The following is a 16,639-nucleotide window of genomic DNA, read 5'->3' on the forward strand; positions in this document are numbered from 1 at the left end:
TCTAGGGATATGAATGCTTACATATTTAATAAATTTAGCAACATCCGCCACCATCGTAATGGAAAGTAGATTCGCTAATATAGATATCATCTCTTCCCAAATCAGCAATAGCAGCAGCAGTTTTGTCACATACGGCAAGAGGTTGGTTTTTTAATAAAACGTGTCCTTTTTTATCATCAAAATAGTCTTCATCTCCATAATAAATAGCTGCTTTCCCAGTAAATACACAAGGTCCATCCTCTGGCATTGGATCTTTAATAGCAGCCACCTCAATAGATTCTATATAGATTAATTCATCCGTTTCGTAGTTTTTAGGGTCTAATATACGATAAGGCTTACGTGCTCTAATTTCTATTGTTCCAAAACCAACATCAGTAAGTGCTTTTACATATTCTGCAATCGGAAGACTACCACTTAAACATAAAGCTCTTAATCGTTCGTCGTTTCTTAACGTTTCATTCATTGGCTGCTCACAAGTAGGATCACTCATCACCAATCTGCCGTGAGGTTTTAAGACACGATACATTTCTTCGATAGCTTTTTTTAGATCTTCTTCTTTAAAGATATTAAACAAGCAATTTTGAGCAGCTACATCAATACTATTGTCTTCTACTGGAAGATTTAGAGCGTCACCAAATCGGAGATCTACAAATTCACTTTTGAACCAATCATTTTGTTCTTCTGCTTCTTTAAAATTCTTACGAGAAGCTTCCAACATTTCTTGTACTACATCTACACCAATAACACCATGTTCTTGGCGTGAGAAATAAGAGAATTGTAATAATTCCATTCCTCCACCAACACCAACGTATAGAATTTTAGGATTGTTGGTAAGGTCTCGGGCATTTACAGTACTTCCGCATCCATAATTCATTTCTTGCATGATCTTTGGGATTTTTAATCCTGGTAGTTCCCAAATTGGATTTGTGGTACAACATAGTCCAACATCTGGAGTTAATGCTGCTTCTTTATAAACATCATGTGTGGTTTCTAAATAACTCATATTTTATACTTTCTTTTTACTATTAATGGGGTTTATCTTATGCTTCTACAAGGATTTTATTAGTTCTTTAAATAAAAGAATCATTTCTGGTTCTGCTTTTCCTGCCATGGCGATAATTTCTTCAATATCTACAGGTTGTAAATTATCAGGATCACATTCATCGGTAAGCACAGAAACTGCTGCTACTTTTAGATTTAAGTGATTAGCGACAATAATTTCTGGAACAGTACTCATCCCTACTGCATCTGCTCCGATTATCTTCAAGTATCTATATTCTGCTCTTGTTTCTAATTGTGGTCCTACTACAGAGGCATATACGCCTTTGTGCAAAGTGATGTTATTTTCTTTTGCAATGGTCTCCAATTGATGATTAAGATTGGCATCATATGGAGCACTCATATCCGTAAAACGAGTTCCTAATTGTTCTACTCCTTTAAATGCAAGTGGCGATCCTCCCTGAAGGTTGATATGATCATCAATTAACATTAACTCTCCTTTTTTGAAATTTAGATTAATGGCTCCTGAAGCATTTGAAACTAGCAATGTTTTAATTCCCAACTGCTGCATGATACGTACGGGATAAGTAACATCCTGAAGAGAATACCCTTCGTATAGGTGGAAACGACCTTGCATTACCACAACCTTTCTTCCTTCCAGATTTCCATAAATTAATTTCCCTTTATGAAATTCTACCGTTGCAGTGGGGAAATTAGGAATATGATTATAGCTTACTTCTTTAAGAATTTCAATTTCATTAAGTAGTTGTCCTAGTCCTGTTCCTAAGATGATTCCTATCTCTGGATTTTCAAATCCTTTTTCCTGTAGATACTCTGTTGTTTCTTTAATGTATTTAATCATTTTGATAACTTAATAGGTGTTGAAAGGCCGAGATGTCTTTAATATCTTCATAATAGTCGATATCATTTCGTTCTTCCAGTAATTTTATATTGGTTTGTTGTAAATCGTTTAATGTATTTTGAAGGACTGTCTCAGTACCCCAAGCTTTGTTTTCAAAAACTTCAGAGTTCATTCTTTTCATCCCTAACAAATAATATCCTCCATCCATTGCAGGACCAATTACATATTCATGATCTTGGAGAGCTCTAAATGCGTTTTCGATGTCTTCCTGATTTAAATCATACATGTCACTTCCAATGATGATGATATTGGTATATCCATTAGTAAAACCATTCTGAAATGCATTTTTCATTCGTTGTCCGAGGTCTTCACCATCTTGCTGTTTTTTGTGATAGATATGGTTATCCCAAATATCATTTTCTCTAACTTTTACAGAATAATGTACCTCTTTGGTGATATCCAGATCTTTTGTGATACTCACCGTATGATTTAATAAAGTTTGATATACCTCTAAAGCAGCATGATCGCCTATGGTAGCTGCTAGTCTTGTTTTACATTTACCCAATTCGGGGTTTCGGGTAAAAATTAATAATAGATTCTTTTCTTTCACCTTTTGTATACTTTTTTTCCTTTATACAACCATTTTCCCCACTCTTTTGAAAATGCGTGTACTTTGTTAGTTTCTTTTTCGTTCATATCCACTACTTCATTACCGTCATTTTTCCATTCAAATATGCCGCCGTATAAATTATATATGTTGGTATAACCAAATTCTTTTAACTTTTCTGAAATATCTTCTGATCGTATTCCTAAACTACAATACACTACAATTTTTGAGTCTTTAGGAATATTTTGATTTACTATTTTGTTTATTTCAAAAAAATCATACCCAACATGAATAGCACCTTTTAAGTGACTTGTTTGGTACTCTACAAGCTCTCTTGCATCAAAAAGGATAACATCGTTTTTAGAAGTTTTCAGTTCTTTAACAGTGATGTAGGGGATACTCTTACTATTGTGTAGTGTTAACAACTCCTTCAAGGAATCTTGACTTGCTCCGAGTAAGGGTAATAGTATACAGAAAAATATAAGAGTTACTTTCTTCATACAGATGATGTTCGTAATGCTATAATCTCAAAGAGATTGATTGGTCAATACTAAAATGTTGATATGATTTTTGACTGCTGTAGACTTATAACAGCTATGATTCCTAGATAGCATAAAGGAATCATCTAAATTGACTTTATAAATGTCTTAAGATAAGAGTGGAGATCCTTTATTGTAAAAGGAATATTGTTGGTAGGTATCTGTACTTGTTATTACACCACGAAATATTTGAACAAAAGGGCGTAATATTTCATCGATGATGGCCTTAATCATTTTAGATAGATCAAAACTAATTTTAGAAATAGTTTTTAAATCTTCTAACGTATCTATATCATAAAGAACTTCGAGTTGAGTAACTTCGATTTTTGAAGTTTTTATTAAAAGAGACACGCTCTTAGCCAGGTTTTTAGACTGCCAAGGGAGTTTTAAAAAGGTGTTTTTATTAAACTGAGATTTGTGCAACCCCATTAAATAAAATCCACCATCAGCAGAAGGTCCAAGTACAAAATTATTATTTTTAAGTTGCTTAACACTTTCAATTAAGTGGTGTTTTTGTAGATGAGGTGTGTCATTCCCGATAGTAATTACACTTTCATATCCTCGATCATAAATATTCTGAATCGCATTTACAAAACGTTCTCCAAAACTATTTCCAATCTGATCTCTCTCTGTACATACAAAAAATGGAATTCCTGTACTTTGTACTATTTTGAGAGTAGCTTTATTAAGCTCTGAGAATAGTTTATCACCTCCAAATATTGGTTTATTGAGCACCTCCTGTTTAGAGGAGTTTGCAAAAACTAATATGGCGGTTTTTAAATTCATAATTAAGCTACTGTTCCTTGGCAACTACTTCCTGCACCAGCGGTACAACCATAACAATGCTGGGAAATGATAATATTTCTGTTTTGAAGTAATTCTTCGTTGTATTCGCTAATATGTTTTACTTTACTTGCTACTTTTAGATCTAACATTTGATTAAAATCACAATCATAAAGCCATCCATCCCAACTTATAGAAATCGTGTTTGTACACATAACATTCGATACAGCTGAAGGATTATAGGCTTCTACCAAAGCATACATATAATCTTCATAATTCTCAGAAGCAATTAAGTAATCCAAAAATCTACTGATCGGTAAATTAGTGATTGCAAACAAATTATGAAAGTGAATTCCAAAATCTTCTAACAAAGCCTTTTTAAAATCTTTTTCCATAGAAGCTTGATCACCTGGTAAAAAAGCACCCGAAGGATTGTATACTAAATCAAGGCGAAGATCACTGTCCGGCATTCCATATCCGCGCTCATTAAGTTCTTGAAGCGCTTTAATGGATTTGTCAAAAACACCATCTCCACGTTGCTTATCGGTTTTACCTCTCGTCCAATGTGGCATTGAGGAAACTACATGTACATTATGTTTTTTGAAAAAATCAGGCAAGTCATAATATTTTTTGTTTGCCCTTATGATCGTTAAGTTACTACGAACTATAAAATCCTTAATTCCAGCTTTACTGGCTTCTTCTACAAACCATCTAAAATTAGGATTCATTTCCGGTGCACCACCAGTTAGATCCAGCGTGTGCGCTCCTGTTTTCCTAATAACATCCAAGCATTGTTGCATAGTTTCTTTGGTCATAATCTCCTTGCGATCAGGGCCTGCATCTACATGACAGTGTTCGCATACTTGATTACACATGTATCCAACATTGATCTGTAATATTTCAAGTTTATTAGGACGTAGAGGGTTTTTGCCAATTTCAGCAATTTTATCAGCAAATTTTGGTAGTTCACCGTTAGCAAAAATACCATTGTTTAGTATTTCTAATTGCCTATTAGAATCTGCTAATTCGTTATTTCTTTTTTTCAGTGACTTAGTAGCCATACATCATTTTTATTAAAATTGTCTTTCAAGATATCAGCCTCAATCTTACATAGACAACTTTTCGTATTTATTCATCATTTGTACACCATGTACTAGTGTAGCCCCACTTTCTATAGCAGCTCCTGCATGAACAGCTTCCATCATTTCTTCTTTAGTAATTCCTTTTTGTAAACCATCTTTTGTGTAGGCATCAATACAATAAGGACATTTTACCACATGGGAAACTGCTAAGGCAATTAAAGATTTTTCTCTCGCTGTTAATGCGCCATCTTCGAAAACCTTTCCATAATAATCAAAGAATTTAGTTCCTAGCTCTTCGCTCCATTCAGTAATTTTTCCAAATTTTCTAAGATCCGAAGGATCGTAATATGTTTTAGACATATAATCGTTGTTTTAAAACAGATAGTTATTGTATGTCGTAAGATATAGATTAAAACTTACAATAAATTTATCTTTTATTCATAATGTCTAAAATCAACATTATGGAGATAAAAAAAAAGGGAATGTTAAATATTTAAGTTTTTTTGTCAAAAATATACCGATCATACACGTTAAAATAACCAATTGACACCCATTATTAGGAATTGTGAATTATATTGATCTATAATTATTTTGCTCTTCAATTGTTAAGATAAAAAGCATGTTTTTTTACTAAAAGATTTGTTGCATTTTAGATGTTAATCCCTAAGCTCATTTGTTATAATATATTTATTTAATCTTTATTAGGTTTTGTTTTTAACTCCTGATAACTTTCTATTATTTTAACAATTAAATCTCGCAATTCGTTGATTAACAGTGATTTTTTTAGACATATATAAATGTCAATGGGATAATTGAATTAAAATGTAATGATAATGTTAAGATTATCTAGTTAGCATAAAATAGAATGTAATGTTGTAGCTTTATCAATATTTCGAGATAAAAATCTAAAGTGTTTATTTACTGATTTTTGAAAAACGAATCAGATTTATATTAAGAAAGTAAGTAAGATAAATTTAATTGACGTAACTAAAAAATAAGATAGGTGAGAATTATTAAAGAATATGCTAAAAATAATATTTGTGGTATTGTCCTGTTGGGGTTGTTTGTAGGTGCTCCATTACAGGGTTTTTCTCAGAATAAAAATATTGAGCAGAAAGTGGATTCTGTTATTGCTTTAATGACATTAAAGGAAAAAATAGGACAGCTTGTTTTATATAATGGTAGTTGGGATGTAACCGGACCACCTTCGGATGTTGGGAATAAAGAAAAATATGAGAAACTTCGCAACGGAGAAGTAGGGGCTATGCTTAACGCTACATCAGTAGCAGGTACTAAAGAATTACAAAAAACGGTAATGGAAAATTCGCGATTAAAAATTCCATTGTTGTTTGGATATGACGTGATTCATGGTTTTAAAACAATTTTTCCTATTCCACTTGGTGAAAGTGCAAGTTGGGACTTAGAGGCTATTAAAAAGTCTTCAGAAATTGCAGCAAAGGAGGCGACTGCGTCTGGTATTAATTGGGCATTTGGTCCTATGATGGATATTTCTAGAGATGCTCGATGGGGAAGAGTTATGGAAGGAGCAGGAGAAGATCCATTTTTAGCATCGAAAATAGCAGTTGCCAGAATTCAGGGATTTCAAGGAGATGATTTAGCAAAAGAGAATACACTCGCTGCATGTGCTAAGCATTTTGCTGCCTATGGTTTTGCAGAAGGAGGAAGAGATTATAATACTGTAAGTATAGGAGAATTTGAATTACACAATACCGTATTACCTCCTTTTAGGGCAGCAGTAGAAGTTGGTGTTGCATCAATGATGAGTTCGTTCAATGAGATAGATGGAATTCCAGCAACAGGTCATAAAGGTTTGCAAAGAGATATTTTGAAGAATACCTGGAACTGGGATGGTTTTATCGTTTCGGATTGGGCTTCAATTGCTGAAATGATTTTTCATGGATATGCAAAGGATAGAACACACGCAGCTGATATAGCGATACATGCGGGTAATGATATGGACATGGAAGGTAGAGCTTATGAAGTTGGTTTGGAAAAGTTGGTCAAAGATGGAAAAGTAGATGAAAAACTTATAGAAGATGCAGCTAGACGTATTTTACGAGTTAAGTTCGAATTAGGGTTGTTTGATGATCCTTTTAGATATAGTAATGAAGAACGTGAAAAAACGGAGATATATACAAAGGAGCATTTACAGATAGCTAGAGATGTTGCCAAGAAATCAATTGTTTTGTTAAAAAATGATGGTAATATATTACCGCTCAAGAAAGATGCAAAAAGTATTGCGGTTATTGGATCTCTTGCGGATGATAAAGATACTCCTATTGGAAGTTGGAGAGGAATGGCAACACCGAATTCTGCAGTATCATTATTAGAAGGTATAAAGGCTGCTGTATCTAGTTCTGCAAAAATTTCGCACGCAAAAGGAGTTGAGATAGGTGTAGGTGAAAGAAGTTTCGTTAGAAGTTTGAAAGTTAATAGAGATAATTTTGAGGGAATTGAAAATGCAGTAAGTGTTGCTAAGGGAGCAGAAGTGGTTGTCTTAGCATTAGGAGAAGAAGCTTTTCAATCTGGAGAAGCAAGAAGTCAGGTGAGTATAGAATTAACTCCGCCACAACAAAAGTTATTTGATGCTGTTTATGCGGTAAACAAAAATATTGTAGTTGTGCTTATGAATGGTCGTCCAATGGCTCTTCTTAATATTGCTGAAAAAGCATCCGCAATACTAGAAACTTGGCATCTTGGATCGACTTCTGGAAATGCAATAGCAGATGTATTATTTGGTGATTATAACCCTTCAGGGAAATTACCAGTATCTTTTCCTAGACATGGAGGTCAAGCGCCTCTGTATTATAATGTTAAAAATACAGGAAGACCAGTAAATCAGGATGGTATGGTGTTTTGGTCACATTATACTGATGAAAAGAATGATGCTTTGTTTCCTTTTGGTCACGGATTAAGTTATACCGATTTTGAGTATAAGGATTTAAAAGTGAGTGCTCCAACATTTAGTGTAGGAGGAAAATTATCGGTCTCTGTTACAGTTAAAAACACTGGGAAAGTAAAAGGTAAGGAAGTGGTACAGCTATATCTTAGAGATCTAATAGGTAGCTTAACACGACCAGTAAAAGAATTGAAAGGGTTTCAGCTGATAGAACTTGGCCCTCAAGAGAGTAAAACAGTCACTTTTACGATAGATGAAAAAACGATTCAGTTTTACACGGCTAATAAAAAATGGGAAGCAGAACCAGGAGATTTCAAAGTGTTTATAGGAGGTAGCTCAAAAACAGAACTAGAAAGTAATTTTTCTTTTAAATAATTAAATGATGCACAAATTATATATTATCGTATTCAGTCTTTTGGTATTAAGTTGTAACTCAAAATCAACCGAAGACAATGATAAAACAATAAAGGAAAAACCTTCTATGAATACAGAGATTGATAAAAAAGTTGCTTCACTGCTTTCCGAAATGACGTTAGAGGAAAAAGTAGGGCAGATGACTCAAATTACTTTAGACGTAGTTACCAAAGGAGATAATCAGTATAGTTCTGCTCAGCCTTATGAGTTGGATTCTGCCTTAGTGCGCAAGGCAATTCATACTTATAAAGTAGGTTCTATATTAAATACTCCAGGAGTTCCTTTATCCAGACAAGATTGGTATAAAACTATAAAGATATTTCAAGATGAGGCTGCGAAAACACCTAGGCAAATTCCTATTATATATGGTATAGATGCTATTCATGGTGTTAATTACACTACAGAAGCAACATTATTTCCACAGCAGATTGCATTGGCTGCAACTTTTAATCGAGATTTGGTAAAAGAAGTTGCTAAGATTTCTGCTTATGAGACAAGAGCTTCGTCGATTCCTTGGAATTTTTCACCTGTTTTGGGATTAGGAAGAAATCCTTTATGGCCAAGGTTATGGGAAACTTTTGGTGAGGACGTCTATTTAGGAAAGACAATGGGTGTGGCAATGGTAGAGGGTTATCAGGGAACACTTGGAGACCCTTATACTGTAGCTTCTTGTATGAAGCATTATTTAGGATATAGCGTTCCTTTGTCTGGTAAAGATAGAACACCTGCTTGGATTCCAGAAAGAGAATTAAGACAATATTTTTTACCAGCTTTTAAAGCAGCTGTAGATGCAGGGTCTGTAACCTTAATGATTAATTCGGGAGAAATAAATGGAGTTCCTGTACATGCTAGCAAATTCTTGTTAACGGATGTATTGAGAGGCGAACTTGGCTTCGAGGGTATTGCAGTAACGGATTGGGCAGATATCAATTATCTACATACGAGACATAAAGTTGCGGAAACAATTAAAGATGCAATCAAAATGTCTATAAACGCAGGTGTAGATATGAGTATGGTACCTCATGATTTTGAGTTTGCCGAACTGTTGGTAGAGTTAGTGAAAGAGGGGAGTGTAGCTGAGGAAAGAATCGATAGTGCAGTTTCTAGAATATTAAAAGTAAAAATGCAATTGGGTCTATTTGAAAACCCAGTCACAGATCCTAAAGATTATCCTGATTTTGGATCAGAAAAATTTGCTGCAGTAAGCAAAAAAGCATCGTTAGAATCTTTTACATTGCTAAAAAATAAAGATGAGGTACTGCCACTAGAAAAAGGAACAAAAATCTTAGTAACAGGTCCCACTGCCAATACCATGAGATCTCTAAATGGAGGATGGTCATATAATTGGCAGGGAAGTGAAGCAGATAACTATGCTAAAGATAAAAATACAATTGCTGAAGCTATTGTAGGTTTAGGTAATGCTACATTTGTTCAGGGAGTTTCGTTTAAAGAAGATAATGGTATCGATAGTACTGTATTAAAAGAGGTTTCTTTCGAGGATCAAAAGAATATTGCTGCTGCTGTAAAGGCTGCTCAACAAACTGATGTTATTTTATTATGTTTAGGTGAAAACTCCTATACAGAAACTCCAGGAAATATTAATTCTATTTTATTGCCAAAGGATCAAGTAGAACTAACAAAAGCATTGGCAAAAACAGGTAAGAAAATAGTGCTTGTGTTACTAGAAGGAAGACCAATCATCTTTAACGAGATAGAGCCTTTAGTAGATGCTGTATTTATGGGATATTTGCCAGGTAACCACGGAGCAGATGCTCTGGGAGATTTATTGTATGGGTTAGAAAGCCCTTCTGGAAGGTTGCCAATAAATTATCCAAAACATCCACATGCATTTGTAAACTATAATCACAAACACTCTGATAACATTTCCATTCCAAACTATTATGATTCGGACTATGATCAGCAATATGAGTTTGGTGATGGATTATCGTATACAACTTTTGAATATAGTAATCTATCCGTAAGTGCAGAAGAAATGAATGAAGATGGTTCTATTGACGTTTCAGTAACCGTTACAAACACTGGTAGTAGAGATGGAAAAGAAGCGGTGTTGCTTTTTATTAGTGATTTGTATGCCAGTATTACTCCTGAAGTGAGAGCTTTGAAAGGATATGAGAAAATTGCTTTAAGCAAAGGAGAGTCTAAAGAAGTTTCGTTTACAATCACTAAGGATGAGCTTTCTTTTGTAAATCAGGAGTTAAAGACTATTGCCGAGCCTGGAGATTTTGAGATTAGTATTGGAGATTTAAAGAAGAAAATTAAGCTTAAATAATATAAAAAATTAATACCCATCTTTTATGATTAAAAGGTATAGGGTGCTTATTGATATCTTATAAACAAAGTGTAAATAAGGTATGTTAAGATTTTAATGGTATATTTGATAAGCCTACTTATGTAAAAACTCATCTCATGTATCGTCTTTTTATTACATTTTATTTTTTATCATTTTCGATTTTTTCACAATCCATAAAAAATAAAACACTTCCTAAGATAACCCATTATGATACCAAAAACATGGGATTTAATGCGCAATCTTGGGATATTAAACAAGATGAAAATGGTTTAGTATATATTGCTAATGGGAATGAGATTTTAATTTTTGACGGCACTGATTGGACTTCAGTAGACACCAATCCAGAAATGGTAAATAGAAGTCTTTTTGTTAAGAACAAAGACACTATATATTTTGGGGCTGATGAGCATCATGGGATGTTGATTAAAAATGGATATGAGGATTATACAATTCAGCCATTAAGAAATAACAAAAAAGATGTAGCTGCGGACATTGAAGAGTATTGGAGAACACATTTTGTTAATAATGAGATCATTTTTCAAACCTTTAGAAATTTATATGTTAATCAAGGAAATATAATTACCAAAATTCCCGCTCCATATCGTTTTAAGTGGAGTTATAGTATCGACAATCAGATCTATGTAAATGATTTAAAGTATGGGGTTTTTAGACTACAGGAAACCAATTTAATACCTGTAATAAGTGATCCAGCTTTAAATGAAAACATAGTTGGTGTTACAAAAATTGATGATAATTTAATTATTATAACTGATACTAAAGGATTATATAAAGTAATAAATGATGAACTCATACCTATTACTTTTTCTGTGTCAGAAGAAGTTCAAAAAGCTCAGATCTTTTCTTTTCTTAAACTTAATGATGATAGAATAGCTCTTGGTACAGTTTCTAATGGATTATATTTATTGGATGTAGCCACTGGAGAATCTCATAATATTAATAAGAGAAACGGGCTCCAAAACAATACGATCCTATCCATTTATCAAGATTATGAGGAAAATCTTTGGTTGGCTTTAGATTATGGAGTAGATCATATAAAATTAAACTCTCCTCTTACCTATTATTATGATTATTTTGGAGAGTTGGGAACTACTTATGCGGTTGTAAATGATCAAAATCTTTCTTACTTAGGTACTAATCAAGGACTTTATGCAGGTAACACCACTTCTACGGATTTTAATAAAGATTTTGAATTATTATTAAATGGTCAGGTTTGGAATATCGAAAAAGTTGATGATGATGTTTATGTTGGTCATGATAAAGGAGCTTATGCGTTAGAGGGTAAAGTCTTGACCAGAATGGGGGAAGATTTAGGGGCTTGGAATTTCAGGAAATATAAACTTTCAGAAGAAAAGGATGTTATTGTTTCTGGAAATTATAATGGTATATCGCTATATCAAAAGAGAGAAGGAGAATGGGAAGGATATAAATTAAGTGGTTTTGAAAAATCCGGTAGGTATTTAGAGGTAGATAAGGAAAATTACCTTTGGGTAGCACTGTATAGTGATGGTGTGTTCAAATTTGAGCTAGACTATGATGAAAAACAATTAAAGGATGTGGCTTTCTATCCTGTAAGTGATTTTGAAGGTGATAGAATAGCTCTTTCCATGGTAGATGACAAAATAGTAATAACTTCTAACTACCATACATACACATACTCTCATCAGAACAAAGATTTTATTAAAACGGAAATACAAGCAAATCTAGGATCTGCTCCCAGAATTTTTAAAAATGGAGAAGAAACTTGGTATGTAAGTAATGATAAGGTTGCAGTAAAAAATTCTGAAAATGCAATAGTGCTTCACGAATTAAAAGATCAATTGGTACCTGATGTTTTAAATGTTTTTCCTGTTGATTATTCAAATACTGTAATTCCTGTTTTTAATGGTTTTGCGATGTATTCCAAAAAGAATAATACGATTTCGGAAACTATTAAAAGTGATATCCTAATTAGAAATTTTGTTTCCGTAAATAGTGGAAATTCATACGTTGTTGGGGATAAAATTGCATTTTCTGATAATGATCTTAAGATTAACTACGCATTACCAATTTATGGACAAGCAATAGAGTACCAGACGAGCTTAAATGATAATGATTGGAGTCCTAAAACCACGAGTACAGAGCGAACACTTTATAACCTGAAAGAAGGAAATTACACTTTTAAAGTAAGAGCAGAATACAATGGAGAATATCGATTAGGAACATTTAGTTTCAGTATAAAACCTCCAATATATAGAACACATTGGGCATATATGCTCTATTTGATTTTGTTTTTGATATTGATTATTTCAGTAAGAGGGATCAATAGGTATAAAATGAAAAAACAGGAAAGGATTTTATTGGAAGAAAAAGCAATGAAATTAAAAAAGCAGGAGGAAGAACATAGAGCGCAAAAATTAGAACAGGAGCATAAAATCATCGAGCTTAATAACTCTAAATTACAAGATGAAATAAAAGCAAAAAGTAGAGAGCTGACTCAGATTGCCTACGTGAATTTGAATAAAAATAAAATTCTTAAAAAGATTAGGGATAAGATTGTAAAGGTTCAGGATGCTTCTGATCAAAAGTTGCCAACCAATAGTTACAATGAATTAGTGCGATTAGTGGACTATTATATTACAGATAAAGAAAGCAAGTTGTTCGAAATTAATTTTGATAAATCACATCAAGAATTTTACGAAAAGCTTTCGAATAATTATCCTAACCTAACTTCCAAGGATTTACGACTGTGTGCTTATCTGAAAATGAATCTTTCTTCTAAAGAAATAGCGCCTCTATTAGGAATAAGTTCACAAAGTGTAGATGTTAGCAGGCATAGATTAAGAAAAAAGCTTAATTTAGACTCCAAAGACAATTTGACAAATATTCTTATCAGTCTTAAATAAGGAATTTCTAATAGCACAGTCATGAGGAAAAAGGTTACCCTAAAACAGCTTGCAAAAGAGTTAAATCTATCTATTTCTACCGTTTCTAAGTCATTAAAGAATGATTCTGAGATAAGTCAGAAAACTATCAATAGAGTTCATGAGTTAGCTAACTTTTATAACTATAAACCTAATGCACTAGCTGTTAGTTTAAAAAGTAATAAAACTAATACCATAGGTGTGTTGTTACCCGAGATTCTTAATCATTTTTATGCTAAAGTACTTTATGGGATTGAGCAAGAAGCTTCTAAAGAAGGGTATAAAATTGTAACCTGTATTACTAATGAGTCGTATGAGAAAGAAGTAGAATATGTAGAAATGCTTAATTATAGTAGTGTAGATGGTTTTATTTTAGCTTTGAGTAAGGAAACTCAGATGCTTAATAAACTAGATCATCTTAAAGATTTGAAGCGTGATAATGTGCCACTTATGATGTTTGATCGCGTAAGTGCAGAAGTGGATTGTGATAAGGTTATTGTGGATGATAAGCATGCTTCCAAAACGGCTGTACAACACTTGATTAAAACAGGTTGTCGAAAAATTGCTATAATCTCTACCATTTTTGATCTAAGCGTTGGTAGATTAAGATTAGAAGGGGCTCATGAAGAAGTGGCTGATAATGAAGGGGTAACACTTGTTGAATTGCCTATAAATAATATTGAGTTAGAAGAGAAGGAGATTGAATCTTTTCTTAAAAATAATGAAATTGATGCTGTGCTCGGTTTGGATGAGACCGCAGCAGCAGTTGCAATAAATATGGCTAATAAGTTAGGATATAAAATTCCAGATGATATCTCTGTAATTGGATTTACCGATGGGATATTATCCAAGCACTCCTATCCTAAATTAACAACAGTCTCTCAGCATGCTGAAGATTTAGGAGCTAGGGCAGCAAGAATACTATTGGATAGGTTATTAAATACTTCCGAGGACAATTATAAAACAAGTACAGAAATCGTTAAAACCTCATTGATTCTTAGAGATTCAACGAATTAGTTTTAGTCAACTACATAAGTTTTTTTATCTATTCCTACTCCCGTTATCGTAAGTTTTTTCCAAGTTTTAGGTAATATTGGATTTTTTTGAATTATTCCATTGTCGGTAAGATATAAGCCGCCAAAACCGAAAATAACTGTTTGTAGCATTCCTCCTGCACCTGTGGCAAAATAGGGATTGTTACTTGTGGCAGCTTCTGCTAATGCTCCGAAAGGAGGTCTTTTGTTGGGTTCATAGCTTCTTTTGAAAAGCCTAAAGGCATTGTCTGCATCACCTAATCTGGCATAGATCACGGCAAACACACTCTGAGCCATAGCTGGGCCTTCTTCTGCGAGTTTAGGTTCGTAATATTTTAGGTCTTTTAAAATGGTTTCTTTATCAGTTATGATATCTAATGGGTATGATAATAAGTTAACATCTGCCTGCTTTATTCTATCTCCTGAGTATTTACTATGTTCTTTTGTTGTTCCGTCTTTAAACTTATGAATGATTATTTTATCTGCAACATCATTCCATGTCTTGTTCGGTGTGATTCCAATTTTGGTTGCAGCTAAAGAAGCGTATCTTAGACAAGTGATGGCAGATCCATTAGTAAAAGCATTGTCATCTACATTAGGCGCAAACTCATTTGCTCCTACAACATTTTTGATGGAATAGGATCCGTCAGAATTTTTTGTGGATCTACTAACCCAATAATCTGCAACTTCCTTTAGAAGAGGATACCCTCTTTCTTGAAGCCATTTTTTATCTTTTGTAACTCGATAATAGTTCCAAAAAGCGATACCTATATCAGCTGTGATGTGATGTTCGAAAGTTCCTGTTAGCGCCCAAGCGGGAGTAGCTTCCTCTCCGGTGTCATCGCTTTCCCATGGAAACATAGATCCTTTATATCCAAAATTGATTGCTTTCCTTTTTGCTACCTCGAGACGGTCTGATCGATAATTCACTAATGAACGAGCGATATCTTGATTAAGTACCAATAAAGGAGGATACATCCATAACTCGGTATCCCAAAAAATATGACCATTATAGTTTTGAGAGCTTAATCCCATTGGAGCAATACTAAGATCCGAGTCTCCTCGAGAAAAAGCGTATAAATGATATAGGGCTAAGCGAACATCTAATTGAGATTGTAGATCGCCTTCTATAATGATATCACCTTTCCAAAGATCTGTCCATAAATTTGTGTGTTGATATAGAAGGTCTTTTCTAGGAGTTAATAAATTGAAAATTACAAAACGCTCGCTTTCACTTTGAGGATCAAAAAAGTCTTGTGTGGAACATTGGGCTGCGGTCCAAGCAAACTTATAATTTTTTCCTTTGGACACTTTTTTTTCGAATGACAGTTGATTGTCGTATTCAGAAAGTTTGGTATGTACTAATTCTGGACGTTGATTTTCTCTTGTAGAATTAATATCATGCCATATGAACGTAGCAGAAGTACCTACTGTATGTTTTCCCAGTCTGCTTTTTGCAACGGTTTGTAAGATGGGCATTGTGGTTTCTAAATCTCTAAGAACTCTAAAAGTGCTTAAAGGTTGCAGGTATTCTTCTGGTGTTTGTATTTTTCCAACAACTTTTAGATCAATATCCTTAGTTGCTGATACTTCAAAATCGATATAACCAGAATAGGGTACATTTCTAAGAGCGTATACGGTATAAGAAATTTCTGCAATATAATTATAGGTAAAGGTTGTGGTAAAGCTAGCGTCTTTCATATTGAGCGTCTGTTTCCAGTTGCTAATATTTTCATTGGTTAACTTTATGTTGTTTATATAGAGGTCAAGATTTCCAAAATTCATTCCCAGAAGAATTCTGCTAACACCAAGTGGTGACTCCTTGTCATATACATTATTCAGAATTATTTTGTCTGTTTCAAATATTTTAGAAGACGGTAGTATTCCGATTCTTCCGTTTGCGGATACAATTCCTGTGTAATTTTTATTATCAGTAGCAGAAATTGTCCATCCATCACTTTGTGCTGCGATATATATAGTCATAAAAAAGCACACGAATTGAGTAAGAAAAGCCTTTGAATTCTTTAGTGTCATAATTAAGATATTTTGTGAAATAAGAATCTAGTGATCTTAAAATAAATAGAATACACAATTTACTAAACAAATTTTGAAAAGTGAAATTGAACTAATTAGCATGGCAATACAAGCGTTTGTATTATCATTTTTT

The 16,639-nt window shown here is 33.5% G+C and carries 12 protein-coding genes; 4 read left to right on the top strand and 8 right to left on the bottom strand.

What is annotated here, in order from left to right; genetic code table 11:
• Nucleotides 1-34: 34 nt before the first annotated feature.
• The 7 genes from arsM to Q1A73_RS11770 all read right to left on the bottom strand — a co-directional run bounded on the left by arsM (nucleotide 35) and on the right by Q1A73_RS11770 (nucleotide 5,232).
• Entirely contained in the window at nucleotides 35-1,003 is a 969-nt protein-coding gene (arsM, locus tag Q1A73_RS11740) for an arsenosugar biosynthesis arsenite methyltransferase ArsM (RefSeq protein WP_299605666.1), read from the bottom strand.
• Between the two features lie 45 nt (nucleotides 1,004-1,048).
• Entirely contained in the window at nucleotides 1,049-1,861 is an 813-nt protein-coding gene (locus Q1A73_RS11745) for a purine-nucleoside phosphorylase (RefSeq protein WP_299605668.1), read from the bottom strand.
• Entirely contained in the window at nucleotides 1,854-2,471 is a 618-nt protein-coding gene (locus Q1A73_RS11750; protein ID WP_299605670.1) for a TIGR04282 family arsenosugar biosynthesis glycosyltransferase, read from the bottom strand. The genes Q1A73_RS11745 and Q1A73_RS11750 overlap by 8 nt, the downstream gene beginning before the upstream one ends.
• Complete coding sequence (locus tag Q1A73_RS11755; RefSeq protein ID WP_299605672.1) at nucleotides 2,468-2,968, bottom strand: rhodanese-like domain-containing protein; 501 nt, start codon at nucleotides 2,966-2,968, stop codon at nucleotides 2,468-2,470. Before Q1A73_RS11755 ends, Q1A73_RS11750 begins: the two co-directional genes overlap by 4 nt.
• Nucleotides 2,969-3,115: 147 nt before the next feature.
• Nucleotides 3,116-3,793: a DUF2064 domain-containing protein gene (locus Q1A73_RS11760; RefSeq protein ID WP_299605674.1), complete on the bottom strand. Its 678-nt coding sequence runs from the start codon at nucleotides 3,791-3,793 to the stop codon at nucleotides 3,116-3,118.
• A gap of 2 nt (nucleotides 3,794-3,795) precedes the next feature.
• The gene (gene arsS / locus Q1A73_RS11765; protein ID WP_299605677.1) at nucleotides 3,796-4,851 is read right to left on the bottom strand and encodes an arsenosugar biosynthesis radical SAM (seleno)protein ArsS; all 1,056 of its coding nucleotides are present in this window, start codon (nucleotides 4,849-4,851) and stop codon (nucleotides 3,796-3,798) included.
• Between the two features lie 45 nt (nucleotides 4,852-4,896).
• A complete protein-coding gene (locus Q1A73_RS11770; protein ID WP_299605680.1) occupies nucleotides 4,897-5,232 on the bottom strand; it encodes an arsenosugar biosynthesis-associated peroxidase-like protein in 336 nt (111 codons plus the stop codon).
• Between the two features lie 643 nt (nucleotides 5,233-5,875).
• On the opposite strand from Q1A73_RS11770, the gene bglX reads away from it, so the two are divergent.
• The 4 genes from bglX (at nucleotide 5,876) to Q1A73_RS11790 (ending at nucleotide 14,455) form a co-directional block, all read left to right on the top strand.
• Entirely contained in the window at nucleotides 5,876-8,167 is a 2,292-nt protein-coding gene (gene bglX / locus Q1A73_RS11775) for a beta-glucosidase BglX (protein ID WP_299605682.1), read from the top strand.
• 7 nt (nucleotides 8,168-8,174) lie between these two features.
• Nucleotides 8,175-10,496 (top strand): glycoside hydrolase family 3 N-terminal domain-containing protein, encoded by a 2,322-nt coding sequence (locus Q1A73_RS11780; RefSeq protein WP_299605685.1) that lies wholly within the window; start codon nucleotides 8,175-8,177, stop codon nucleotides 10,494-10,496.
• Nucleotides 10,497-10,633: 137 nt separating this feature from the next.
• The gene (locus tag Q1A73_RS11785; protein WP_299605688.1) at nucleotides 10,634-13,420 is read left to right on the top strand and encodes a LuxR C-terminal-related transcriptional regulator; all 2,787 of its coding nucleotides are present in this window, start codon (nucleotides 10,634-10,636) and stop codon (nucleotides 13,418-13,420) included.
• A gap of 21 nt (nucleotides 13,421-13,441) precedes the next feature.
• On the top strand, nucleotides 13,442-14,455 hold the full coding sequence (locus Q1A73_RS11790) for a LacI family DNA-binding transcriptional regulator (protein WP_299605691.1): 1,014 nt from the start codon (nucleotides 13,442-13,444) through the stop codon (nucleotides 14,453-14,455).
• A 2-nt stretch (nucleotides 14,456-14,457) separates the two neighbouring features.
• Here Q1A73_RS11790 and Q1A73_RS11795 read toward each other — a convergent pair whose 3' ends face one another.
• A complete protein-coding gene (locus Q1A73_RS11795; RefSeq protein WP_299605694.1) occupies nucleotides 14,458-16,506 on the bottom strand; it encodes a glycoside hydrolase family 65 protein in 2,049 nt (682 codons plus the stop codon).
• Nucleotides 16,507-16,639: the final 133 nt, after the last annotated feature.

Source organism: uncultured Aquimarina sp. (assembly GCF_947492115.1).
In the GTDB taxonomy this organism is placed as follows: domain Bacteria; phylum Bacteroidota; class Bacteroidia; order Flavobacteriales; family Flavobacteriaceae; genus Aquimarina.

What these genes read in the sequence shown, in the direction of transcription:
- arsM (WP_299605666.1), bottom strand. Translation starts at nt 1,003, where the DNA reads ATGAGTTATTTAGAAACCACACATGATGTTTATAAAGAAGCAGCATTA.
- Q1A73_RS11745 (WP_299605668.1), bottom strand. Translation starts at nt 1,861, where the DNA reads ATGATTAAATACATTAAAGAAACAACAGAGTATCTACAGGAAAAAGGA.
- Q1A73_RS11755 (WP_299605672.1), bottom strand. Translation starts at nt 2,968, where the DNA reads ATGAAGAAAGTAACTCTTATATTTTTCTGTATACTATTACCCTTACTC.
- Q1A73_RS11760 (WP_299605674.1), bottom strand. Translation starts at nt 3,793, where the DNA reads ATGAATTTAAAAACCGCCATATTAGTTTTTGCAAACTCCTCTAAACAG.
- arsS (WP_299605677.1), bottom strand. Translation starts at nt 4,851, where the DNA reads ATGGCTACTAAGTCACTGAAAAAAAGAAATAACGAATTAGCAGATTCT.
- Q1A73_RS11770 (WP_299605680.1), bottom strand. Translation starts at nt 5,232, where the DNA reads ATGTCTAAAACATATTACGATCCTTCGGATCTTAGAAAATTTGGAAAA.
- Q1A73_RS11780 (WP_299605685.1), top strand. Translation starts at nt 8,175, where the DNA reads ATGCACAAATTATATATTATCGTATTCAGTCTTTTGGTATTAAGTTGT.
- Q1A73_RS11785 (WP_299605688.1), top strand. Translation starts at nt 10,634, where the DNA reads ATGTATCGTCTTTTTATTACATTTTATTTTTTATCATTTTCGATTTTT.
- Q1A73_RS11790 (WP_299605691.1), top strand. Translation starts at nt 13,442, where the DNA reads ATGAGGAAAAAGGTTACCCTAAAACAGCTTGCAAAAGAGTTAAATCTA.
- Q1A73_RS11795 (WP_299605694.1), bottom strand. Translation starts at nt 16,506, where the DNA reads ATGACACTAAAGAATTCAAAGGCTTTTCTTACTCAATTCGTGTGCTTT.